Origin of the sequence: Kitasatospora sp. NPDC090308 (genome assembly GCF_044769485.1) — a bacterium.
Classification (GTDB): Bacteria; Actinomycetota; Actinomycetes; order Streptomycetales; family Streptomycetaceae; genus Kitasatospora; species Kitasatospora fiedleri.
This window is the reverse complement of record NZ_JBIVXY010000013.1, coordinates 1-23,849: the sequence shown is the minus strand read 5'-3', so window position 1 is coordinate 23,849 and position 23,849 is coordinate 1. Positions and strand designations below refer to the sequence as shown.

Annotated in this window: 16 protein-coding genes and 1 pseudogene; 5 read left to right on the top strand and 12 right to left on the bottom strand. The window is 74.4% G+C overall.

Annotated features, from left to right (window positions below):
• The first annotated feature begins 226 nt into the window (after positions 1-226).
• Complete coding sequence (locus ACIQVD_RS25625; RefSeq protein WP_400680858.1) at positions 227-1,735, top strand: MFS transporter; 1,509 nt, start codon at positions 227-229, stop codon at positions 1,733-1,735.
• A gap of 104 nt (positions 1,736-1,839) precedes the next feature.
• Here ACIQVD_RS25625 and ACIQVD_RS25620 read toward each other — a convergent pair whose 3' ends face one another.
• Positions 1,840-3,459, bottom strand: a complete 1,620-nt coding sequence (locus ACIQVD_RS25620; RefSeq protein ID WP_402291823.1) for a cellulose binding domain-containing protein — start codon at positions 3,457-3,459, stop codon at positions 1,840-1,842.
• Positions 3,460-3,711: 252 nt separating this feature from the next.
• A complete protein-coding gene (locus ACIQVD_RS25615; protein ID WP_402291822.1) occupies positions 3,712-4,635 on the bottom strand; it encodes a lytic polysaccharide monooxygenase in 924 nt (307 codons plus the stop codon).
• A gap of 1,010 nt (positions 4,636-5,645) precedes the next feature.
• On the opposite strand from ACIQVD_RS25615, the pseudogene ACIQVD_RS25610 reads away from it, so the two are divergent.
• A pseudogene (locus ACIQVD_RS25610) lies at positions 5,646-6,563 on the top strand (hypothetical protein); the annotation flags it as partial.
• 64 nt (positions 6,564-6,627) lie between these two features.
• On the top strand, positions 6,628-7,686 hold the full coding sequence (locus ACIQVD_RS25605; RefSeq protein WP_402291821.1) for a hypothetical protein: 1,059 nt from the start codon (positions 6,628-6,630) through the stop codon (positions 7,684-7,686).
• 152 nt (positions 7,687-7,838) lie between these two features.
• On the opposite strand, the gene gdhA is transcribed toward ACIQVD_RS25605, so the two are convergent.
• A complete protein-coding gene (gene gdhA, locus ACIQVD_RS25600) occupies positions 7,839-9,218 on the bottom strand; it encodes an NADP-specific glutamate dehydrogenase (RefSeq protein ID WP_402291820.1) in 1,380 nt (459 codons plus the stop codon).
• Between the two features lie 394 nt (positions 9,219-9,612).
• Entirely contained in the window at positions 9,613-11,319 is a 1,707-nt protein-coding gene (locus tag ACIQVD_RS25595; RefSeq protein WP_400680872.1) for a glycoside hydrolase family 13 protein, read from the bottom strand.
• 306 nt (positions 11,320-11,625) lie between these two features.
• Between ACIQVD_RS25595 and ACIQVD_RS25590 the strand changes: the two genes are divergently transcribed.
• Positions 11,626-12,129: a PadR family transcriptional regulator gene (locus tag ACIQVD_RS25590; RefSeq protein WP_111555578.1), complete on the top strand. Its 504-nt coding sequence runs from the start codon at positions 11,626-11,628 to the stop codon at positions 12,127-12,129.
• A gap of 153 nt (positions 12,130-12,282) precedes the next feature.
• Here ACIQVD_RS25590 and ACIQVD_RS25585 read toward each other — a convergent pair whose 3' ends face one another.
• On the bottom strand, positions 12,283-14,142 hold the full coding sequence (locus tag ACIQVD_RS25585) for an arabinofuranosidase catalytic domain-containing protein (RefSeq protein WP_402291819.1): 1,860 nt from the start codon (positions 14,140-14,142) through the stop codon (positions 12,283-12,285).
• A gap of 195 nt (positions 14,143-14,337) precedes the next feature.
• Here ACIQVD_RS25585 and ACIQVD_RS25580 point away from each other — a divergent pair, with 195 nt between their 5' ends.
• A complete protein-coding gene (locus ACIQVD_RS25580) occupies positions 14,338-15,381 on the top strand; it encodes a LacI family DNA-binding transcriptional regulator (protein ID WP_100834584.1) in 1,044 nt (347 codons plus the stop codon).
• A 38-nt stretch (positions 15,382-15,419) separates the two neighbouring features.
• Here ACIQVD_RS25580 and ACIQVD_RS25575 read toward each other — a convergent pair whose 3' ends face one another.
• The 7 genes from ACIQVD_RS25575 to ACIQVD_RS25545 all read right to left on the bottom strand — a co-directional run.
• Complete coding sequence (locus ACIQVD_RS25575) at positions 15,420-16,517, bottom strand: aldose epimerase family protein (RefSeq protein ID WP_402291818.1); 1,098 nt, start codon at positions 16,515-16,517, stop codon at positions 15,420-15,422.
• Between the two features lie 38 nt (positions 16,518-16,555).
• Complete coding sequence (locus ACIQVD_RS25570) at positions 16,556-17,587, bottom strand: LacI family DNA-binding transcriptional regulator (protein WP_402291817.1); 1,032 nt, start codon at positions 17,585-17,587, stop codon at positions 16,556-16,558.
• 69 nt (positions 17,588-17,656) lie between these two features.
• Positions 17,657-18,670 (bottom strand): ABC transporter permease, encoded by a 1,014-nt coding sequence (locus tag ACIQVD_RS25565; RefSeq protein WP_400680885.1) that lies wholly within the window; start codon positions 18,668-18,670, stop codon positions 17,657-17,659.
• Positions 18,667-19,632: an ABC transporter permease gene (locus tag ACIQVD_RS25560; protein ID WP_400680889.1), complete on the bottom strand. Its 966-nt coding sequence runs from the start codon at positions 19,630-19,632 to the stop codon at positions 18,667-18,669. Before ACIQVD_RS25560 ends, ACIQVD_RS25565 begins: the two co-directional genes overlap by 4 nt.
• Positions 19,629-21,293, bottom strand: coding sequence for a sugar ABC transporter ATP-binding protein (locus ACIQVD_RS25555; RefSeq protein WP_402291816.1), 1,665 nt, complete (start codon positions 21,291-21,293; stop codon positions 19,629-19,631). The genes ACIQVD_RS25560 and ACIQVD_RS25555 overlap by 4 nt, the downstream gene beginning before the upstream one ends.
• A gap of 93 nt (positions 21,294-21,386) precedes the next feature.
• Complete coding sequence (locus ACIQVD_RS25550; protein WP_400680894.1) at positions 21,387-22,496, bottom strand: ABC transporter substrate-binding protein; 1,110 nt, start codon at positions 22,494-22,496, stop codon at positions 21,387-21,389.
• Positions 22,497-22,898: 402 nt separating this feature from the next.
• Positions 22,899-23,849 (bottom strand): MFS transporter (locus ACIQVD_RS25545; RefSeq protein WP_402291815.1); only part of this gene is annotated, 951 nt, incomplete at its 5' end.

The window sequence follows — 23,849 nt, the reverse complement described above, 5'->3', positions numbered from 1 at the left end:
CCGCCGCCGGTCCGGCCTCCGGTGCAGCTCGGAGCCGGTGGTGGGGGGTGTGAAGGGTCGGCGGGCGGCGGATCTCGGGGTCGGGTCAGGGGTGCGGGTAGGGGAGAAGTCAGGGTTAATCCGTTTGACGGGAACGCCGCTCGACTCGTAGAACAGTGTTCGTCCCACAAACACCGTTCAATCGCGCGGCCCCGTCCACCGCGCCTGGTAGTAGACAGGAGCTGTCATGACCGACGCGGTCGGCACGACCTCGGCACCGCCCTCCGGCGCCGCCGAGCCCTACCGGTGGCGCTGGGTCGCGCTGTTCGTCATCCTCGCCGCCGAGGTGATGGACCTGCTCGACTCCCTGGTCACCAACATCGCCGCCCCCGCGATCCGGGCGGACATCGGCGGCGGCGAGTCCACCATCCAGTGGCTCGGCGCGGCGTACACGCTGGCGATGGCCATCGGCCTGATCACCGGCGGGCGGCTCGGCGACATCTTCGGGCGCCGCCGGATGTTCATGATCGGCGCGGCCGGGTTCACCGTCGGGTCGCTCGCCTGCGGTCTGGCCCAGGAGCCCTGGCAGCTGGTCGCCGCCCGGGTGCTCCAGGGCCTGCTCGGCGCGGTGATGCTGCCGCAGGGCCTGGGCATCATGAAGGAGGTCTTCTCGCCGAAGGAGCAGGGCGCGGCCTTCGGCATGTTCGGCCCGGTGATGGGCCTGTCGACGGTCGGCGGCCCGATCCTGGCCGGCTGGCTGATCGACGCGGACTTCGCGGGCACCGGCTGGCGGATGATCTTCCTGATCAACATCCCGCTTGGCCTGTTCGCCTTCGTCGGCGGCCGGGTCTTCCTGCCCGCCCAGGGCCAGGGCCCGACCGTCCGGCTCGACCTGGTCGGCGCGCTGCTGGCCGCCCTCGGCGCGGCCACGGTCATCTACCCGCTGGTCCAGGGCCGCGAGCACGACTGGCCGCTGTGGGCGTTCGCGCTGCTGGCGGTCGGCGTCGCGGTGTTCGGCCTGTTCGGCTGGTACGAGGCCCGGCGCAAGGCCGCCGGGGCCGACCCGCTGGTCGAGCCCAGCCTGTTCGCCAAGCGCGGCTTCAGCGGCGGCATGGTGCTCGGCCTGGTCTTCTTCACCGCGATGACCGGCTTCTGGCTGACGTTCAGCCTGTACACCCAGCTCGGCCTGCACTACAGCGCCTTCAAGTCCGGCCTGACGGGCATCCCGTCCTCGGTCGGCATGGTGATCGCGTTCGTCGCCTCCCAGGCGCTGCAGAAGTACGGCCGCAGGGTGATGCACGTGGGCCTGGTGGTGATGCTGGCCGGCGTGCTGGCCCTGATGTACACCCTGCACAGCCAGGGCATGGGCGTCACGCCCTGGCAGATGGTGCCCTCGCTGGCGGTCAGCGGCCTGGGCATGGGCCTGGTGATGGCCCCGTTCTTCGGCATGGTGCTCGCCTCGGTGGACGTGCACGAGACCGGATCGGCCTCCGGCACGCTGACGTCCGTGCAGCAGCTCGGCGGTGCCCTGGGCAGCGCCATCCTGGGCACGGTCTTCTTCGAGTGCCTGAAGACCTCGGACTTCGCCGGCGCCGAGCAGACCACGCTGTGGACCGAGGTCGGTCTGCTGGTGGCGGTCTTCGCGGCGATCTTCCTGCTCCCGATGCACGGCCGCCCCGAGCACGAGGGCGCGGAGGACGGCGGGGCCGAGGAGGAGGGCGCGCTCCGCAAGGAGGGCGAGCACCAGCCCGCCTGACGCCCCGTCGCACGACACCCCCGCGAGGGGGAGGGGCGGGGCCGGTGGCCCCGGAGCACATCGCTCCGGGGCCACCGGCCCCGCGTCGCAGGAGGAACGGAGGATCAGCCCTGGTAGGCCGCGAAGAGCTTCGAGAACTGGTACGGCGCCTGCGGGACGTTGGTGCACTTGGGCAGCGAACCGGTGCACGCGTTGGCGTCCCGGGTCATCTCCCAGAAGGCCAGCTCGCCGAGGTGGTGCTGCTGGGCGAAGGCGATCAGCTGCTGGGCGTCGGAGACGCCGAACACCTCGGAGGCGGTGTCGTTCTGGCCGAGCATCGGGGTGACGCCGACCATGGCGTACGCCTGGGCGTCCGTCAGGCCGGTCCACACCGAGCGGATCTGCGCCTGGGTGGACTGCGCGGACTGGATCGCGTAGGCGCCCATCTTCCCGGCCGGGCTCGGGGCGGCCCAGTCGCCGAAGTCCATCGCCATCACGTTGACCAGGTCGACGGACAGGCCCGCGTTCTTGGCGGACTGCAGGATGTAGACGCCGTCCGCGGTCAGGCCGCTGGGCAGCACCGGCAGGGTCAGGCTGACCTTCAGGTCGCGGCCCTTGGCCCGCTGCGCGGCCTGGACCTGGGCGAGGGCGGCGGAGCGGCGGTCGACCGAGGCGCGGTCGGTGACGGCGGTGCCCTCGATGTCGAAGTCCACCCGGTCGAGCGCGTAGACGTCGACGACCTTCTGGTACTGCGCGGCCAGCGCCGCCACCGTGGTGCAGGATTGGGCGAGTTCGGTGCCGTTGGCGCCGCCGAAGGACGGGCGGACGTCGCCGCCCGCGTCGCGGATCGCGTCCATGTCGGCCTTGTTCCAGCCGGTGGCCGGGTCGTAGGCGCCGAACCAGCTGGCGGTGCACGGCTGGCCGCCGTTGATGAGGAACGCCAGCGAGAACTCCTTGACGCCGCTGGCGGCGGAGAGCGCGGGCAGGCTCGGCGTCGGGTAGGCGCCGAGGTCCACGTAGGGGGCGGCGGTGCCGGCGGCGGTGCCGGTGCCCGCGGTGGCGGTGACGGCCGCGGAGGCCGCCGACTCGTTGCCCGCCGCGTCGAAGGCGGTGACGGTGAAGGTGTGGCTGCTGCCCTGGAGCAGGCCGCGGACGGTGGCGGAGGTGCCGGTCACGGTGGCGACCACGGCGGAGCCCTCGCGCACGCGGTAGCCGGCCACCGCCGTGTTGTCGGTGGCGGCCGTCCAGCCGAGGGTGATGCTGCCCGGCCCGGTGCCGGTCGAGTGCGGCCCGCCGGGGACGGACGGCGCGACGGTGTCGGCGGGCGCGCCCGCGCACGGCTGGTTGTTGATCGTGCAGTTGGCGGGGGCGCTCTGCACAGCGCCGGTGGTGACGCCGAAGCCGACCGCGGTGGCGGCGGCGCCGGGGGCCAGCGGGGCGGCCCAGGCCGGCGAGGTCACCGTGTAGTGGGTGCCGGTGGGGGTGGCGGCCGAGCTGAGGGTGCCGTTCCACAGGCTGGAGACGCTCTCGCCGGTCGGCAGGTCGAAGGAGAGCGACCAGCTGTTGACGGTGGCGTTGGTGTGGTTGGTCACGGTGTACGTGGCCTGGAAGCCGTTCGACCAGCTCTGGCTGACGGCGTAGTCGGCGGTCAGGCCGGAGACGCCGGCCGCACCGGCGGCGGTGGCGCCCAGCGGGGCGGCGACCAGGGCCGCGGCCGCGGCGAGGGAGAGGGTGACGCGCCTCATGGGCGAGTCCTCCTTGACGGTGTGGGGGGACGGGTGGGGGCCGTGGCGCGGAGTGCGCGGAGCGCACTCAAGATGGTCCAGACCAATCCGGGTCGTCAAGGCGAAGTCCTGCTGTTTTGCAAGGAGTTGACGGTTCGATCAGGTACGGCCAAGGCTCCTGGGCGGGCCTTGGACGACGGAGGGCGCGGCCCCCGAAACGTGGGGGAAGGGGCCGCGCCACCCGCCTGACACAGGTCAGGCGTCCATGGGCCGTCAGGCGGAGACGGCGGCGCCGCGGATCCGGCGGGCCAGGTACACGCCCGAGGCGGTGGCCGACAGCAGGGCCGCGCCGGCCAGCCCGAGCAGCAGGTCGCCCTGGCCGGGCCGGTTCACCGCGGCGGTGCCGGAGGCGGCCGCGACCGCCTCGGCGGCGGTGAGGTCACCGCCGTGGCCGTGGTGCGAGACGGTCGAGCGGGCGGCGCCCGCGTCGATCTGGGCCTGGGTCGGCGCGAGCGGGGCGTTCGCGGCCTGCGGGCCGACCGCGGCCGCGGCGGTGGCGGCGCCGAAGTCGAGGTCCGAGCAGCCGTAGAACGCCTCCGGGCTGTCCGAGCGCTGCCACACCATGTAGACCAGCTGGCGGCCGGTGCGCTGCGGCAGGTTCACGTTGACGTGGTAGTACCCGTTGTCCGAGGTGCGCGCGGTGTCGTAGACCGCGACCGGCGCGGCCAGGTCCAGGTCGGACCACTTCAGCGGCTTGGTCGGGTCGTAGCCGGCCTTGGTGATGTACAGCTTCATGCTGCCCTGGTGCGGTGCGGTGACCCGGAAGTCGAAGGTCTTCGCACCGGCCGTCGTGGAGGTGGCCGGCCAGTCGGTGCGGGCCCAGTCCAGGGCGCGGTACTTGTCGCGGTTGGCCGAGCAGAGGTGGCCGTCCGGGATGATCTGCTGGCTCTGGCCGTTGGCGCTGGCGATGTTGACCTCGTTCCAGTCGTACAGCGGCTGGGTGCCGCTGTCCGCGACGAGGTCCTTGCAGACCTGCGACTTCGGGGTCTCGGGGCCTTCCGCGTAGCAGGCCGCGATGCGGCTGGGCGGACCGAACATGGCGCCGTGCGCGGCGGCACTGCCCGCGGCTGCGGTGGTGGCGACCAGGGCGCCCGCGCCCACCGCGGAAGCGGCGAGCAGACGGCGGGACCAGGACATGGTTCTCCTCGGGAAGGTCGGGTCGGTCGTGGGGGAGGAGCGGGCACGTCTGCCTGCGGACCGCGGGGAGCGACCCCGGGCCGGCGCGGTGTGGACCCTGCACACCGCGAGCCGTCCGAAGGCTACGATTGGCCTATACCAATTGACAAGAGTCGGCCATCGGAACGCAGTTGGCCGGTGGCGGCATTCGGCCACCGTCACCGTCCGTCCCGCACACCCGACCTGGCGTGACGTCAGATTCCGGTCAGCGGGCGAACTTCGGCGAACAGCAGGGAAAACACCCCCGGACCGCCCCCGCACCCGACCGTCCGAAGGCCCGCCGGAGGGCGCCCCGGGGTGGGCGAGGGGCGTGCGGGGCCGCTGCGGCCCGGGTGGCGGGCGGGAAGGTTAGGCGGAATCCAAGCCGCGGATAATGCTCCGCTAAGCCGATCCGGCCCCGGAAGACGGCCGGTCGGGCGCGGCGCGGGGGCGGAACGGACCCGTGCGGACGCTTGCCGGCCGAGTCGGCCGAGTCGGCCGAGCCGGGCGGGACAGGTGGGACAGGCGGTCGGGTCGACCGCCACCTCCCGCACGGCGACCTGTCCAGCGGTCCGTCCGGTACCGGGACGAGCCGGTGCGCCGCCTCCCTGACGGGTCTTCACCCGCCACCCCCGGCTCGTCGACGCCATCGGGCGCGCAGTGGCTTCCCGAGGTGGTCAACGTCGGGAGGGGTGGTGACGGCGCGACGGGTTCTGTGCAGGGGGGCGGCGGGAGCGGGGGTTCGTCGGGCGTTCATGAGGGGGCCGGATCGCGGTGGTGTCCCGTTGGGGCGGGGTCGGGAGGTTGGGCGACGCTGTTTCCGCGGACGCTCCCGCAGCCGTGTCCACCCACCGAACCGAGGGACGGAACCCGTGACCCCACCGCGCACCCCCGAGCGCCGCCGCCGACTCGCCCGGCCGTCGGCCGCCCTCGCCCTGGCGGCCCTCGTCGCCGGGGCACTGACCGTCGCCCCGGCCTCCGCCGCCCCCAGCGCGGTGGCCTGGCCCGGCAGTTCCAGCGTCACCACCGCCGACGCCTCGGGCGTGTTCGGCTCCGACCTGTCCGGCCTCCAGCAGGAGGGTGGCGTGATGTGGGGCGCGCAGAACTCCGGCAAGCTATGGCGGCTGATCCCCAACGGCTCCGGCGGCTGGAAGCCCGACACCGCCAACGGCTGGGGCTCCGGCAAGTCGCTGCGCTTCCCCGGCGGCATCGGCACCCCCGACGACGAGGGCGTCACCGTGACCGGCGCGGGCTCGGCCGGCGGCGTGTACGTCTCCAGCGAGCGCAACGCCGACTCCTCCTCCACCAGCCGGCTCTCCGTGCTGCGCTACGACGTCTCCGGCACCGGCGGCACGCTGACCGCCACCCGCGAGTGGAACCTCACCCCCGACCTGCCCTCCACCGGCTCCAACGCCGGGCTGGAGGGCGTCACCTGGGTGCCCGACGGCTACCTGACCGGCGCGGGCTTCAAGGACGCCTCCACCGGCGCCGCCTACGACCCGGGCCGCTACGCGGCGCACACCGGCGGCGTGTTCTTCGTCGGCGTCGAGGGCACCGGCACGGTCTACGGCTACGTCCTGCTGGAGGCCGGCGGCTTCACCAGGGTCGCCACCGTCGGCAGCGGCATGGCCGGCGTGATGGAGCTGTCCTGGGAGCCGCAGGCCAACCGGATGTGGGTGGTCTGCGACGACACCTGCTCCGGCCAGCTGCGCACCTTCCGGGTCGACGGCAGCGGCGCGTTCGCCCCCACCGCGGTCTACAAGCGCCCCTCCGGCATGTCGAACCTCAACAACGAGGGCTTCACGCTGGCCGGCGCCGACGAGTGCGTGGGCGGCAGCAAGCCCGTCTACTGGTCGGACGACAGCAACACCGGCAAGCACGCCCTGCGCAAGGGCGCGGTCACCTGCTGACCGGCCGGTCGCGGTCGGCGGGTCGCGCCGACCGGAACCGCCGCCCCCGGCCGACACTGGCCGGGTGAGCACCCACCCGTCCCGCCCGTTCCCGCCGCCGTCCCCCCTGCACCTGCCCGGCCGCCGCACCGTGCTGCTGGCCGGGCTGGGCGGTGCCCTGACGGCCTGTTCGTCCACCGGCCGGAGCGGCCCGGACAACCCGAGCAGCCCCGACAGCCAGAGCAGTCCGGGCGGCCAGAGCAGCTCCGGCAGCCCGACCGGCAGCCCGACCGCCGGTGTGAGCGCCGCCTTCCCCGCGCCCGCCGCCTGGCAGCCGGGCCCGGGCGAGCTCCAGCCGGACGTGAAGCTGCGCGCCGTGCAGGTGGTGGAGGCGATCGGCGGGTGGCCGCCGGGCGGGCAGGGGGTGGCGGCGGCCCGGCAGCGGGTGGCGGCGCTCGGGGTGGACCCGGGGCTGGCCGACCAGGGCGGCCCGCTGCTCGCGGACGCCCCGCGGGCGGCGCTGGAGGTGGTGTACGCCCAGTACGGCGGGCTGCTGGCGGACTCGGCGAGCGTGCTGGTGGTGTGCCGGCAGTGGCTGGCCGGGCCGGACGGCGCGCCGGTGTCCACCGGCAGCACGGTCGACGTCCGGCTGAGCAGCGGCTCGCCCCGGTGGAGCGTCACCGCACTGCACCCGGCCGACCCCGGGGCGGTGGCGGCGACGCTGGGCGATCCGGCGACCAGGGTGCTGGCGCAGCCGCGGATCGCGCTGCCCCCGGCGGCGGTGGCGGACGTGCGCAGCGGGCAGGTGCACGACGCGCCGCTCACCGCGATGCTGGCGCTGGCGGGCACGTACGACTTCGAGGTGAGCGTGGTGCGTTCGGGCCACCCGCTGCTGGTGTTCGGCACCGACCGCCGGAGCGACCACCCGCAGGGGCGGGCGTTCGACACCTGGCGGATCGACGGGCGGGCGGTGGTGGACCCGGCCACCCCGGCCGAACTGGTGGACTCCTTCATGCGGGCGGCCGCGGCGGCGGGCTCCTACAACGTGGGCGGCCCGCGGCAGCTGTCCGGCGGGGCGACGGCGAACCAGTTCTTCAGCGACACCACCCACCACGACCACGTGCACGCCGGGTTCCGCGCCTGACCTGCCGCCGGGCCCGGACGGCAGAGCGCCCCGACCGCGAAGCGCCCGGACGGCAGAGCGCCCGGACGGCGAAGCGCCCCGGAAGGCGAAGCCCCCGACCGCGAAGGGCCCGGACCGCGACGGCGGTCCGGGCCCGGGGGATCGGCGGGGCGTCAGATCAGGCCCTGGGCGAGCATCGCGTCGGCGACCAGCTCGAAACCGGCGATGTTCGCGCCCACCACGTAGTTGCCGGGGCTGCCGTACTTCTCCGCGGTGGTGTGGCAGGAGTCGTGGATGTGCTTCATGATCTCGCCGAGGCGGGCCTCGGTGTGCTCGAAGGTCCACGAGTCGCGGGAGGCGTTCTGCTGCATCTCCAGCGCGGAGGTGGCGACGCCGCCGGCGTTGGCGGCCTTGCCGGGGGCGAAGGCCACGCCGGCCTCCTGGAGGACCCGGACGGCCTCGGGGGTGGTGGGCATGTTGGCGCCCTCGGCGACGGCCTTGACGCCGCCCCGGACCAGGGCGAGGGCGTCCGCCTCGTGCAGCTCGTTCTGGGTGGCGCAGGGCAGCGCCACGTCGCAAGGGACGTTCCACACGCCGGTGCCGGCCACGTACTTCACGTGCGCGCCGCGGGCCTCGGCGTAGTCGGAGACGCGGCCGCGGCGGGTCTCCTTGACCTCCTTGAGCAGGTCCAGGTCGATGCCCTTCTCGTCGACCACGTAGCCGGTCGAGTCGGAGCAGGTGAGCACGGTCGCGCCGAGCTGCCGGGCCTTCTCGATCGCGTAGATCGCCACGTTGCCGGAGCCGGAGACCACCACGCGCTGCCCGTCCAGGCTCTCGCCGCGGGTGCGCAGCATCTCCTCGGTGAACATCACGCAGCCGTAGCCGGTGGCCTCGGTGCGGGCCTGGGCGCCGCCCCAGCCCAGGCCCTTGCCGGTGAGCACGCCCGACTCGTAGCGGTTGGTGATCCGCTTGTACTGGCCGAACAGGTAGCCGATCTCGCGCCCGCCGACGCCGATGTCACCGGCCGGGACGTCGGTGTACTCGCCGAGGTGGCGGTGCAGCTCGGTCATGAAGGACTGGCAGAAGCGCATGATCTCGGCGTCCGAGCGGCCCTTGGGGTCGAAGTCGGAGCCGCCCTTGCCGCCGCCGATCGGCATGCCGGTCAGGGCGTTCTTGAAGATCTGCTCGAAGCCGAGGAACTTGACGATCCCGAGGTTGACCGAGGGGTGGAAGCGCAGCCCGCCCTTGTACGGGCCGAGGGCGCTGGAGAACTCCACCCGGAAGCCGCGGTTGACGTGGACGCCGCCCCGGTCGTCGGACCACGGCACCCGGAAGATCAGCTGGCGCTCGGGCTCGCAGACCCGCTCGACGATCCGGGCGTCGACCAGCTCGGGGCGCCGGAGCAGCACCGGGCCGAGGGTGTCGAGGACCTCGCGGACCGCCTGGTGGAACTCGTTCTCGCCCTGGTTGCGGCGCAGGACTTCCTGGTACAGCGGCTCGATCAGACGGGCGCCGGTGTCGGTGGACGCGGCGGGGGTGGGGGTGGCCGGCATTCGGGCACAACCTTCCGTGGAGCGGATGGCGCACGAGGGCGCTCCCGTCCCGGGGGCGCCCCTGGTCCTCCTCGCCGTTGAGGACCGTCGGCGGCGCGCCTGACACGCGTCGGCCGACGGGGTGGGGACCGGTGGTCCGCACCAGTGTCCCAGGGCTGACCTGCGTCCATCGACGGCGCGTCCACGATGTGAACGCCCGAACGGGTCATTTCGGTCGCCCGAAAGGTAAAGCCCCGGCCATCGGCGGCCCATTTCCGGCCCAAGCGTCCCAACCTCGACGCCCGGTGTGAATTCGCTGTGGATTTCGGGCGTGTCCGGGGAGCCCTTCCCCCGGAAGCCGACCGGTCGGCTTCCGGGGGAAGGGGGGAGGGGGGGGAGGGGGGAGGGCCGGGCGTCAGCGGCGCGGCAGGATCCACCAGGCGGTGGTGGCCGGCGGCAGCACCCCGGCCGGGCACGGGCCGGAGGACAGCAGCGGCTGCCCGGTGACCGGCGCCGGGGCCGGGACGGTGCCGAAGTTGGTCGCCACCAGCAGGCCGTCGCCCCGGGTGAAGGCCAGCACGTTCGGCGGCGTCTCGATCCAGCGCAGCGTCCCCTCGCCCAGCTGCGGCAGCAGCCGGCGCAGGTGCAGCGCCTCCCGGTACAGGTGGTAGGGCGAGGTGTGGTCGGCCACCGCCCGCTCGGCGGTGTGCCGGGCGAACGAGGCGGGCTGCGGCAGCCAGCTCGGTGCCGAACCCTCCGGGCTGAACCCGTACGGCGCCTTCGCCCCGGCCCACGGCAGCGGGACGCGGCAGCCGTCCCGGACGCCCTTGCGGTTGCCGGTGCGGTGGAAGATCGGGTCGGTGATCACCTCGTCCGGCAGGTCGTCGACCTCCGGCAGGCCCAGCTCCTCGCCCTGGTACAGGTAGGCCGCGCCGGGCAGCGACAGCATCAGCAGCGCGGCGGCCCGGGCCCGTTCGGGGCTGCCGAAGCGGGTCGTGGTGCGGACCTGGTCGTGGTTGTTGAGCACCCAGGTGACGGTCGAGCCGGTCGCGGTGATGTCCCGCACCGCCGCGTCGATCACCTGGTGGAAGTGCTCGGAGTCCCACGGCGCGTGCAGCAGGTGGAAGAAGAACGCCTGGTGCAGCTCGTCCCCGCGCACGTACATGGCCTGCTCGGCCGGGGTCGGCACGGACGCCTCGCCGACCAGCAGCCGTTGCCGCCCGTCCAGCGCCGTGTACTCCTCGCAGATCGCCCGCCAGGAGCGCCACACCTCGTGCACCTCCGGCTGGTTCCAGGCCAGCGGGTTGACCGAGTCGCGGGTGCGCTCGTCCGCCTCCGGGTCCGGGGAGTCCGGCAGCTCCGGGTGCTTGAACAGGCCCGCCGCCACGTCGATCCGGAAGCCGTCCACGCCCCGGTCCAGCCAGAACCGCAGCACCTTCTCGAACTCGACGGGCACCTCCGGGTTGCGCCAGTTCAGGTCCGGCTGCTCCGGGGTGAACATGTGCAGGTACCACTGGCCGGGGGTGCCGTCCGGCTCGGTGATCCGGGACCAGGCGGGGCCGCCGAACATCGCCCGCCAGTTGTTCGGCGGCAGCCCGCCGTCCGGGCCGCGGCCGTCCGCGAAGTGGAACCGGGCCCGGGACGCGGAGCCCGGGGCGGCGGCCAGCGCCTCCAGGAACCACGGGTGCTCGGCCGAGCAGTGGTTGGGCACGGTGTCCAGCACCAGGCGCAGGCCCAGCTTCCGGCAGTCCTCGACCAGCAGGTCGAAGTCCTCCAGGGTGCCGAACACCGGGTCGACGCCCTTGTAGTCGGCCACGTCGTAGCCGTGGTCGTGCTGCGGCGACGGGTAGAACGGGTTCAGCCACACCCCGTCCACGCCCAGCCGCTTCAGGTACGGCAGCCGGGCCCGCACGCCCTGCAGGTCGCCGATGCCGTCGCCGTCGGAGTCCTGGAAGCTGCGCACGTACACCTGGTAGATCACCGCGTCGCGCCACCACAGCGCGTCGGGGGCGGCGGCCGCCGCCCGTTCCTCCGGGAGCACTCCGTCCGCGGTGCGGACGGCGGGGGCCTCGACGGCCTGCGCGGGGCGCGGCGGGTCGGCGGGGACGACGGACGTGATCATGCGTCACCTTCACGGGAGCGCGCGAGGGGGGTCGCGCTGACAGGCACGGGCCCGCGGCGGCTGACAACGCGTCAGTTCGTCGGGGATACCTAGATGTTAGGTAGAGGTTAAAGAGCATGTCCAGGAGCCTGGAGAGGAAGATGTCACCTCTTGAGACGGCGAGTGCCACCAGTCGGGGCGAATCAGGGCGAATAAGGGGGCGCACAACGGGGTAGGCCAGAGCCCAGGAGAGCCGCCCGGCGTACGACCGACGAAGTTCGGCCGCACGGCGCACTCCCCCCACTCACCTCGAAGGGAGGCACCCGAGTGCGGCTTCCGCTCCTCGCGCTGCTTGCCACCGGCCCGGCGCACGGCTACCAGCTCCGGCGTGCCCTGGAGTCCACGTTCGGCCCGGCCTACCCGCGCACCAACGACGGGCAGGTCTACGTCACGCTCGGCCGGCTGGAGAAGGCCGGCCTGATCGAGGGGCAGGACGTCGCCCAGGACGGCCGCCCGGCCAAGCGGGTCTTCGCGCTCACCGAGGACGGCCGCCGGGTGCTCGCCGACTGGTTCGCCCGCCCGTCGGACGGCGGCAAGGTCCGCGAGGAGTTCTTCCTCAAGCTGGTCCTCGCCCCCCGCACCCGCCTCGCCGACCCGCGCGCCCTGATCGACCTCCAGCGCTCCCACTGCCTGGCCGCCATCCGCGGCCTGCACGCCACCGCCGACCGGTCGCCCGACCACGAGGTCTCCCGGCTGCTGATCGAGGGCGAGGTCCTCCACCTCCAGGCCGAACTCGACTGGCTGGAGCGCTGCCAGCAGGAGTTCACCTGACCACCCGCCCCGCCCGCTCCGCCCGACCCGCCCGCCCCGCCCGCTCCGCCCGACCCGAACGGGCGCGGACGGCCGGGCGGGCCCCACGGGGTGCGGCGCCCCCGGGGAACCCGCCGGTGCGGCGGTCAGCAGTCAGCAATCAGCGGTCAGCAATCAGCGCAGCGCGAACTTCTGCGCCGCGCTCCCGTTGCAGTCCCACAGTTGGAGGCGGGTGCCGTTGGCCGTGTTGCCGCTCGGGACGTCCAGGCAGCGGCCGGACTGCGGGTTCAGCAGCGAGCCGTCGGCCTGCTGGACCCACTTCTGGCCGCCCACCCCGTTGCAGTCCCACAGCTCGACCTGGCTGCCCGCCGCCGTGCCGTTGCCGTTGACGTCCAGGCAGCGGCCCAGGGTGCGCAGCGAGGTGTCCGCGGCGTGGAACCAGTGCTGGTCGACCGCGTAGGACTGGCAGTTCCACAGCTGCACGGCGGTGCCGTTGACGCCGTTGTCGTCGTTGGCGACGTCCACGCACTGCCCGCCCGGGGCGGCGACCGGACCGCCCCCGTCCACCGCGAACTTCTGCGCCGCGGCGCCGTTGCAGTCCCACAGCTGCAACCGGGTGCCGTTGGCGCTGTTCCCGTTGGGCGCGTCCAGGCAGCGGCCGGACTGCGGGTTCAGCAGCGAACCGTCGGCCTGCTGGAACCACTTCTGCGCGCCGCCGCCGTTGCAGTCCCACAGTTGCAGGAGCGTGCCGTTGGCGGTGCCGTTGCCGGTGGCGTCCAGGCAGCGCCCGAGGGTGCCGAGCGAGCCGTCCACGCCGTGCACCCAGTGCTGGTCCTCGGCGTACGTCTGGCAGTTCCACAGCTGCACGCCGCTGCCGTTGGCGCCGGTGTCGTCGGCCGCGACGTCCACGCACTGCCCGCCCGGGCCGGTGACGGTGCCCTGCGGGCCGTTGGGCAGGTCGGTGCGGCCGTTGTAGCCGACCGAGACGACGTTGGCCTGGACGGCGTTCTCGGTGGCGTCGCCCGGGTAGCCGGAGACCATGACGCCCTCGAAGAAGGTGCCGCGGTTCCAGTTCGAGTTGTCGCCGCCGATGCCCAGGATGATGCCGCCCTCCTGCTTCATCGGCCGGTAGCCGGCCCGGCTCGGCAGCGCCCCGTTCCACCAGGTGGTCAGCGCGCCGGACTGCGCGTTGCCGCCCTTGAGCGCGTACGTGGTCTGGCCGTTGTTCTTCAGCACCGCCGTGACGAACGGGCTGCTGTTGCCGAGGTTGGCGGTGTTGGAGCCGTTGTCGCCCTGGAACATGCCGTTCTCCAGGTCGGCCTCGATCCACGGCCCGCTGCCGCTGCACGGCGGGAAGTAGCAGGTGGTGGCGATGGAGACGGCGTCCATGTGGCCGTTGCCGGTGTCGGCGGGCGTGGACTCGGCGTTGCCGTAGTCGAAGCAGCAGGCCGCGCCCACGTGAGTGCCGCTGGCGACCATGTAGACGCCCTCGGGCTGCCCGTTGACGGCCACGCCCGAGGCGACGCCGGTGTAGCGGTAGCCGACGCCCGGCGAGATCCACACGCCGTAGACCTTGTGGCCGCCCGCGCTGACCGCGATCTCCGAGGCGTCCGCCCCGCGGTCGTCGCCCATGCCGGCGGTCCCGGCCGGGCCCGGGGTGAGGTCGTTGTGCCGGGAGGTCTGGTCGTAGATCCGGGTGATCCGGCAGCTGCTGCCGTTGCAGAACCGGTCCTGCGCCTGGGCGTCGGCGTAGCCGCCGGCCGCGAGCAGGCCGATGTCGGCCGCCGCGCCGTCGGAGGCCCGGGTCACCCGGTACAGCGGGCCGTTGTAGGAGGAGAACAGGGCACGGGTGGTGCTGTGCGCGGCGACGCAGGGCGTGCCGCCGGACGCGTACAGGTCGCACGGCAGCGAGCCGGCCGCGTGGCCGACGCCGGGCAGGCCGATCAGCGCGGCGACCAGCAGCGCCAGGGCGGCCGCGGCCGCTCGCGCGCTGCGCCACAACTTCCCGGCGGGCAGCGGGAATCGACGGGACAAGGTGCGCTCCTTCGGGGTGGGGGTGCAAGGGGCGGTACCGGTGCGCGGAACGGGCCCGGGGGCGGCGACCGGCCGCGGGCGCGCGGAGGCTGGCGGTTCATCGGCGACCTTGTATTCTCACGTTGAAACAGCGGCGTCCTGGTGGTGCCGGCCTCGCTCCCTCGCGCACGGTCGGCGGGAGGAGGGGGTGCGGTCTTGTCCGTACCGAACAACGGAACCGGCGCCGCGGCGCCGCGGTTGAAGGACGTGGCCGAACTGGCCGGCGTCTCCGTCAAGACCGTCTCGAACGTGGTGAACGGGACCACCCCCGTCGCGGAGGCCACCCGGGAACGGGTGCAGCGGGCCATCGACCGGCTCGGCTACCAGCCCAACCTGACGGCCCGCCGGCTGCGCACCGGCCGCAGCGGGGTGATCGCGCTGGCCTTCCCCGAACTGCCCTCGCCGTACTTCGCCGAACTCGCCGTCGAGGTGATCGCGGCCGCCCGCCGGGTCGGCATCACCGTGCTGATGGACGACACCGGCGGCGACCCGGCGGCCGAGCTGCGGATCGCCTCGGGCCTGGGCGGGCCGATGATCGACGGCGTCATCCTCAGCCCGCTCGGCCTGGACCGGGCCGCGCTGCTGGCCCGCTCCCGGGAGATCCCGCTGGTCCTGCTCGGCGAGGCCGACTTCGGCCCGGTCGCCGACCGGGTGCACATCGACAACGTGGCCGGCGCCCGGGAGGCGACCCGGCACCTGATCGACGAGGGCTACCGGCGGATCGCCGCGATCGGCTGGCAGGACCCCGCGCCCCGGGCCACCGCCGAACAGCGCCTGGCCGGCTACCAGGAGGCGCTGGCCGGCGCCGGCCTGACCGCCGACCAGGAGCTGCGGCCCCCGGTCCGGGCCTACTTCCGCCCCGACGGCGCCTCGGCGATGCGCCGCCTGCTGCGCCTGCCGCGGCGGCCCGACGCGGTGTTCTGCTTCAACGACCTGCTCGCGCTCGGCGCGCTGCGGGCCGCCCACGAGGCCGGGCTGCGGGTGCCGCAGGACCTCGCGATCGTCGGCTTCGACGACGTCGAGGAGGCCGCGTACGCGATCCCCTCGCTGACCACCGTCGCCCCCGACAAGCGGCTGATCGCCGAACTCGCCGTCCGCTGCCTGGAGGAGCGCATCGAGCAGCGCTACACCGGCCCGGGCCGGCGGATCACGCCTGGCTTCCGGGTGGTGGTCCGGGAGAGCAGCACCCTGGCCCGCTGACCGGCCGCCCGCGACCGCCGGGCCGCGCCGCCGCCCGCTCACGCCGGGCCTCCCGGCGGGGCGGCCAGGTGCGGGAAGCGGAACTCGGTGGTGCTGCGCCGCACCGCGCCGGGGCGCAGCACGGTGTCCGGGTAGTCGGGCCGGTTGGGGGAGTCGGGGAAGTGCTGGGTCTCCAGGCAGACCCCGGCGTGCCGCGGGTGCGGGTCGTCCGCCAGCCCGTTGCCGGTGTAGACCTGCAGTCCGGGCTCGGTCGTCCAGACCTCCATCCGGCGCCCGGTGGCCGGGTCCGCCAGCCGGGCGGCCCGGCGCAGCGCGCCGGGGGCGGGCGGCGGGTCGAGCACCCAGCAGTGGTCGTAGCCGCCGGCGGCGTCCAGCTGCGGGTGCGGGAGGGCGAGCCGGGCGCCGATCGGGTGCGGCTCGCGCAGGTCGAAGGGCGTGCCGGCGGTCGGGGCGGGCGGCCCGGGCAGCGGCACGGCGGTCGGGTCGACCGGCAGGTAGGCGTCGGCGTCGACGGCGAGCCGGTGGTCGAGCACGCTGCCGCCGTCCCGGCCGGAGAGCCGGAAGTAGGCGTGGTGGGTGAGGTTGACGGGGGTGGGGCGGTCGGCGCGGGCGGTCCACTCCAGGCGCAGGGTGCCCGAGCGCTCCAGGGTGTAGACGGCCGTGACGTGCAGCCGGCCGGGGAAGCCCATGTCGCCGTCCGGGCTGTGCAGGTCGAGGCGGAGCGCGGCGGCGTCCGGGCCGGGCAGCGCGGCGGCCTGCCAGCGGCGGCGGTGGAAGCCGTCCGGCCCGCCGTGCAGGGCGTGGCCGCGGTCGGTGGCGGGCACCCGGTGCGCCCGGCCGTCGAGCCGGAAGCCGCCGTGCGCGATCCGGTTGGCGTAGCGGCCGATCAGCGCGCCCAGGTAGGCGGTGTCGGCGGCGTACCCGGCCGGGTCGGCGCGGCCGAGCACCACCGAGGCGCTCCGGCCCTCCGGGTCGGGGACCTCCAGCCGGTGCAGGATGCCGCCCAGGTCGAGCACCTCGGCGCGGACGCCGGTCCCGGCGTCGAGGGTCCAGCGGTCGACGGGGGTCCCGTCGGGCAGGGCGCCGAACGGGCTGCGGGTGACGGACGGGGCGCGGGTGGCGGACGGGATCGGCAACGGGAGTCCTCGGGGCCTCGGGGGAAGGGGACGGAGCGTCAGGGACGGGCGGTGCGGCCGACGGTGGACTCGCGCACCACCAGCGAGTGGCCGGGCAGGATGCGGCGGGGCCGGGCCGGGGGCCGGTCGGGGGCGGCCTCGATCCGGGCGATCAGGCAGTCCACGGCGAGCCGGGCGATCGCGGCCTTGTCGGGGGCGATCGTGGTCAGGGTGACGGCGCCGTAGCCGCCCTCCTCGATGTCGTCGAAGCCCACCACGGCGACCTCCTCGGGCACCCGCACGCCCCGCTCGGCGAGCACCCGCAGCGCCCCCAGGGCGACCAGGTCGTTGTAGGCGAAGACGGCGTCGGGCGGCTCCGGCAGGTCGAGCAGGCGGGTCATCGCGACCGCGCCGTCGAGGCGGTCGTAGCCGTCGGTGGCCACCACCAGGTCGTCCCGGGGGCTGCCGCCGGCCGCCAGGATCTCCTCCCGCCAGCCGCGCAGCCGCAGGTGGGCGGGCTGCCGGCGGCTGTCGCGGCGGGCCCCGACGAAGGCGATCCGGCGCCGCCCCAGGCTGAGCAGGTGGCGCACCGCGAGCCGGGCCGCGGCCACGTTGTCGATCGCGATGTGGTCGAACGGGGCGTCGTACTCGCGCTCGCCGAGCAGCACCAGCGGCGGCCGGGCCGGGCGGCGCAGCAGGTCCTCCGCCTCCAGCCGGATCGGGCTGAGGATCAGCCCGTCGATCAGGTGGCTGCGGAAGCCCTGCGACACCAGGGTCTCCTTGGCCCGCAGCCCGGCGGTGTGGTCCAGCAGGACGGTGTGGCCGTGGTGCGCGGCGGCGTCGATCACCGCCGCGGCGAGGTCCGCGAAGTACGGGTTGCCCAGCTCGGGCACGGCCAGCGCGATGATCCCGCTGCGACCGGTGCGCAGGTGGCGGGCCGTCGCGTTGGGCCGGTAGCCCAGCTCCTCGATCGCCTGCCGCACCCGGTCCCGGGTGCCCGGTCTGACGTGCGGGTAGTCGTTGACCACGTTGGAGACGGTCTTGACGGACACCCCGGCCCGCATCGCGACGTCCTTGAGGCTCACGCCCACGGCCCTGCCCCCTCGCTCTTCCGGCACTGCCCCGATCGGCCCGCTGCGTCCTCGCTCCCGGGGCGGCGCTCATTCGTCGCGGCGCCCGCGGTCGAGCAGCGCCTGGGCCAGCACCACCACGGCCAGGAAGGCGCCGTTGACGGTGTCGGTGACGGCCGAGCCGTACTGCGAGGCCGAGCGGTCGATCAGGTTGTGGATCACCGACAGCAGCAGCACGCCCGCGACGGTGCCGCCGACCGAGCCGCTGCCGCCGGTCAGCAGCGTCCCGCCGATCGCCACCGAGGCGATCGCGGTCAGCTCGTAGCCCACGCCCACGGTGGTGACGCCCGAGCCGAGCCGGGCGCTGCCCAGCGCCCCGGCCGCGCTGGCCAGGGTCGCCGACAGCACGTACACCAGCGCCTTGGTGCGGGCGACCGGCAGGCCCATCAGCCGGGCCGCGTGCTCGTTGCCGCCGATCGCGGTGGTCGCCGCCCCGAACTTCGTCCTGGTCAGCAGCAGCGCGCCCAGGCCGAACAGGACGGCGGAGATCAGCACCGGCGTCCAGGTGCCCTCGCCCAGCGCCCGGAACGCCGAACCGCGCGGCACCAGGTACGTGCTGGTGCCCTCGGAGGTGATCAGCTGCAGCAGGCCGCGCGCCCCGAGCAGGCCCGCCAGCGTCACGATGAACGGGGCCATGCCCGCCCGGGCGACCAGCAGGCCGTGCACGCAGCCCCAGGCCGCGCCCACCGCCAGCGGCAGCAGCACCGCCGCCCAGGTGCCGTGGTGCTGGGCCGCCCAGGCGGCCAGCACCCCGCCGAGCGCGTACATCGATCCCACCGACAGGTCGATGCCGCCGGTGAGGATCACGAAGGTCAGGCCGAGCGCCAGCAGCCAGCCGAAGGCGTTGTTGCCGAGGATCGCGCCCAGGTTGTCGGTGCTCGCGAAGCCGGGCGAGAACACCGCCGCACCCAGCACCACCAGGACCAGCACGGTCAGCGCGCCCTGTCGGCGGATCCGGCCGGCCAGCCGTTCGGCGGGGGTCTCCGCGGTCGGCCGGCGGCGGGCCGGCGGCTCCGTCCGGGCGGAAGCGGTCGTGGGGCTCATCGGGTACCACGCTCCTGGGAGGCGTACACGGCCAGGCAGATGACGGCCGCTTCGACGATCTTGGTGATCGAGCTGTGCACGTCGTGCTGGGTCAGCACCGCGGTGATCAGCTGCATGAACAGCGCCCCCGCGACGGTGCCGAGCACCCGCACGCTGCCGCCGGCCAGCGGCGTCCCGCCGACCACCACCGCGGTGATCGCGTCCAGTTCGATGTTGCGGCCCTGGTTGGCCGGGTCGGCCTCCGCGCCGTGGCCGATGATCAGCACCCCGGCCACCGCCGCCAGCACCCCCGACAGCAGGTACACCGTCAGCAGCACCCGCCGCACCGGCAGCCCGGCCAGCCGGGCCGCCCGCCGGTTGTCGCCGACCGCGACCAACTGCCGCCCGAACGTGGTCCGGTGCACCAGCACGGCGGTCAGCGCCACGCACCCCGCCGCCAGCCAGGCCGTCCACGGCACGCCCGCGAACGCCTCCGAGCCCAGCCGCAGCAGCGCCGGGTCCGTCACCGGCTTCGCCGACGCCCCGTTGACCAGCGAGGCCACGCCCCGCACCCCGATCATCAGGGCCAGCGTCGCGACGATCGGCTGCACCCGGGTGAACGCCACCATCGCGCCGCCCGCCAGCCCGCTCACCGCGCCCAGCGCCACCGCCGTCACCATCGCCACCGGCAGCCCCCAGCCGATGTACAGCGGCACCACCGCCGCGGCCAGCGCGATCACCGCGCCCACCGACAGGTCGATGCCCTCGGTGCCGATCACCAGCGCCATCCCCAGCGCCACCAGCAGCGTCGGGGCGACCTGGAACAGCTGGATGCGCACGTTCCCGGCCGACAGGAACCCGCCGTCCAGCACCACCGCCGCCAGGAACAGCACCGCCAGCGCCGCGTACACGCCGTAACGCCGCAGCAGCCTCAGCGCGGGACCGCGCCCGCGCGCCGCACCGGCCAGGGCCAGGGCGCTCATCGGGGACCTCCGTCCGTGTCGTCGATTTCCTTCGCGGGAGCCGTTCCCGACGGTCCGTCAGGCGCGTCCGGGTCGTGGGCCAGCGCGGCCAGCAGCCCGTCCGCGCTGATCGAGGCGCCGGTCAGCTCCTCCACCACCGCGCCGTCCTTCAGCACCAGCACCCGGTCCGCGCCCGCGATCAGCTCCTCGGCGTCCGAGGAGATCAGCAGCACCCCCAGGCCCTCCGCCGCCAGCTCGTCGATCAGCGCCTGGACCTCGGCCCGGGCGCCGACGTCGATGCCCCGGGTCGGCTCGTCCAGCAGCAGCACCTTCGGGCCCAGGCAGAGCCAGCGCGCCAGCAGCACCTTCTGCTGGTTGCCGCCCGACAGGTCCGACACCTTCTGCTCCGGGCTCGCGGCCTTGATCCGCAGCCGGGTCATGAAGGTCTCCACGATCCGGTCCTGCCGGGCCCGTGACACCAGGCCCGCCCGGGACAGCCGGGGCAGCGCCGCCAGCACGATGTTCTCCCGCACCGACAGGCCCGGCACGATGCCCTCCGCCTTCCGGTCCTCGGGCAGCAGCACCACCCCCGCCCGGATCGCCGCCGCCGGACTGCGCCGCGCCAGCACCCGGCCCGCCACCTCCACCCGCCCGGCGTCCGCGCCCAGCGCGCCCACCACCGCCTTCGCGGTCTCGCTGCGCCCCGAACCCAGCAGGCCGCCGAGCCCCAGCACCTCGCCCCGGTGCAGCGCGAAACCCACCCCGCGGACCTTGTGGCGCACCGTCAGGCCCTCGGCCCGCAGCACCGGCTGCTCCGGCCCGCCGTCCGCCCCGTGGGCCCGCCGGGCGTCGTGGGTGCGGGCGGTGCGGTCCCGGGCCGCGACCAGCTCCCGGCCCAGCATCAGCGCCACCAGCTCCCGCCGGCCCAGCCCGGCCAGGTCGCCCGCGTGCACCACCCGGCCGTCCCGCAGCACCGTCACCTCGTCGCAGAGCGCGTACAGCTCGTCCATCCGGTGGCTGACGTACACCACCGCGATGCCCTGCGCCGTCAGCTCCCGGACCACCCCGAACAGGGTGTCCACCTCGCGCGGCTCCAGCGAGGAGGTCGGCTCGTCCATCACCACCACCCGCGCCTCCACCTGCACCGCCCGGGCCAGCGCCACCATCTGCTGGGCGCCCAGGCCCAGTTCGCGCAGCGGCCGGGACACCTCGGCGCGCACCCCGTAGCGGGCCAGCAGCCCGGCGGCCTCCCGGTTCATCCGCCGGACGTCCAGCAGGCCCCGGCGGCGCGGCTCCCGGCCGAGGAACAGGTTGCGGGCCACCGACATCATCGGCACCAGGTTGACCTCCTGGTACACCGTCGAGACCCCGGCCCGCTGCGCCTCCAGCGGGGTGCGGAACGCGGCCGGGCGCCCAGCCAGTTCGATCCGGCCGGCGTCCGGGCGGTGGACGCCGGTCAGCACCTTGATCAGGGTCGACTTGCCGGCGCCGTTCTCGCCGACCAGGGCGTGCACCCGGCCGGCCCGCAGCACCAGGTCCACGCCCCGCAGGGCGTGCACGCCCGCGAAGCTCTTGTCGACGCCGGCCGCGGTCAGCACGGGGCCGGCCGCGGTCGCCGCGGTGCCGGTGCCGGCGGGTACGGGCTCGGCCGCGGTCGGCGCCGCGGGGTCCGCCTCGGTCATGGGTCCTCCTCCTCGGGGCGCGGTGGGTGGTCGCGGGCCGCCGCCGGGGCCGCCCCGGGCGGGGCGCGGCTCCGGCGGCGACGCGGGGCGGGGTCAGTACACGAGGCCCTGGGCGAGCGCCTGCTGGGCGCTGTCCTTGGTGAAGTGGCCGTCCTTGATGATCACCTTGGGCTGGACGCCGGCCGTCCCGTAGAAGTCCTTCAGGGACTGGAAGGCCAGCGGGCCGAACCGCGGGTTGGTCTCGATGTCCGCGACCAACTGCCCGTCCACCACGCCCTGCACGGCCTGCCGGATGCCGTCGATCGACACGATCCGGATGTCCTTGCCGGGGGTCTTCCCGGCCGAGCGCATCGCCTGGATCGCGCCCAGCGCCATGCCGTCGTTCTCCGCGTACACGGCGTTGATGTCCGGGTGCGCCTGGAGCAGCTGCTCCATCACCTTCTGGCCCTCGGTCTGGTCGAAGTTCGCCGTCTGCGAGGCCACCACCTGCATGTTCGGGTACTTGGCCGCGAGCTGGTCGGTGAAGCCCCTGGTCCGGTCCGCCGACACGTTGTTGCCGGGCGTGCCCTGCAGGACCGCCACGTGCGCCTGCCCGCCGGTCGCGCCCGCCAGGTCGTCCGCGGCGATCTGCGCCTGCCCGTAGAAGTCCGAGCCGATGAAGGCGACGAAGTCGCTGCACGCGCCGCCGGTCACCGTGCGGTCGATGGTCAGCACCGGGATCTTCTTCGCCTTGGCCGCCGCCAGCGCCGGGCCGAGGCCGTCGGAGTTCTCCGGCGCCACGATCAGCACCTGCGCGCCCTGCGCGATCATGTCCTGGATCTGCGCGTTCTGGGCGTTGACGTCGGCGTTCGCGTTGCGCTCGATCAGCTTCACGCCGAGCTTCTTCGCCTCCGCCTCGATGCTGGCGGTCTCCGCGGCCCGGAACGGGTTGCTGGTCGACTCCGACTGCGAGAACCCGACCACGGTCTTCCCGTCGGCCAGGTCCAGCTTCGGCGCGCCGTAGGTGTCGGCCGTGCAGCCGGGGCCGCTCGCGCTCGCCGACGGCGAGACCACCTGCTGGGCGGCGGCGCTGTTCGCGCCCGCCGCGGCACTCGTCCCGGAGCCCTGGCCGGAGCCCTGGTTGGTGCAGGCGGACGCCGACGCGCACAGCCCCGCGACGAGCAGTGCGGCGACGGCGGACTTGGCGCGCAGGGTGGGGTTCATACGCCCGATCACATCCTTGACTGCGTGGGGGAGTCACCGGCTACCCGCCGGTTTCCAACGATGTAGAGGGACGATGGGCCATCCTGTCGGACGGTGTCAAGAAGTCGCGCGCCAATTCGCCGACGCCTGATCTCCCGTCAACTCGGCCTGTCGGCGTCTGACCTGCGGGTGGACCGGGACGGCCGGAAGCGGTGCTGCGCGGAGGCTGGACAGCGCCGCGCCGGGCTGCTCTGATACCGCTGCCCAGGTATTTCCAACGTTGTGAAACGAGGAACCTGACATGAACACCGGTTGTCCCGGCCTCCGGAAACGTCCCCCGGAGACGGAACGGCCCCCGCCGCGGGAGTGCGACGGGGGCCGGGACGGCGTCGGGACAGGCCGGGGGACCGGCCGGCGGGCGGGCTAGCGCACGGGCTCGCCGGCCGGTGCGTCCGCCTGCCCGCCGGCGCCGACGCCGCCGCCAGCGGCCTCGGCGCCGGACCCGGCGGACTCGTCGGCGGGCTCGGCCCCGTGCTCGTCGGTGCTGTGCGAATCGGTCAGGGTCAGGGCGCCGACGGCGGTGACCAGGCCGACCACCACCGCGAGCACCGCGTAGGTGATCCGCTCGCCGTGGAAGAACGAGTGGACCAGGGGCTGGTCCCAGGTGCCGGCCGGCAGCTGGGTGGTGACCAGGGCGGCGATCAGGGTGCCGACCACGGCGGTGCCGACACTGCTGCCGACCTCCTGCGCGGTGTCGTTCAGGGCGGTGCCCATCGAGGTGCGGTTGCCCGGCATCGCCTCGACCAGGGCGATCGCGCAGATCGTCATGACGGTGCGCAGGCCGATCGTCATCACCACCATGCAGACCGCGATGGCGGCGTAGCCGTGGTCCACGCCCCAGGCCAGGCCCGCCAGCGAACCCGACAGGCAGAGCGCGCCGATCAGGCAGGCGATCCGGTGGCCGAACCGCTTGGCGAACCACTCCGACAGCGGGGTGGCGGCGAGCATGGTGAAGATGATCGGCAGGTTCGCCAGACCGGCCCGCACCGGGCTCCAGCCGTAGGCGTACTGGAAGTGCAGGATCAGCCCGAACATCACGGCGGCCATCGCGATGGCGGTGCCGATCTGGGCCACGGCCGCGCCCCGGACGGTCCCGTTCGAGAACAGCCGCAGGTCCAGCATCGGCGAGGCGGTGCGGCGCTCGTGCCAGACGAACACCGCGCCCGCCACCAGGGCGCCGAGCACCGTCCCGAGGGTGGCGGCGGAGGCCCAGCCGTGCTCGACGCCGCTGGTCAGCGCGTAGCAGGCGAGGCCGATGGCGGCGACGCTGAGGAGCGCGCCGGGCAGGTCGAGGCGGTCGCGGGTGAGGTCTTC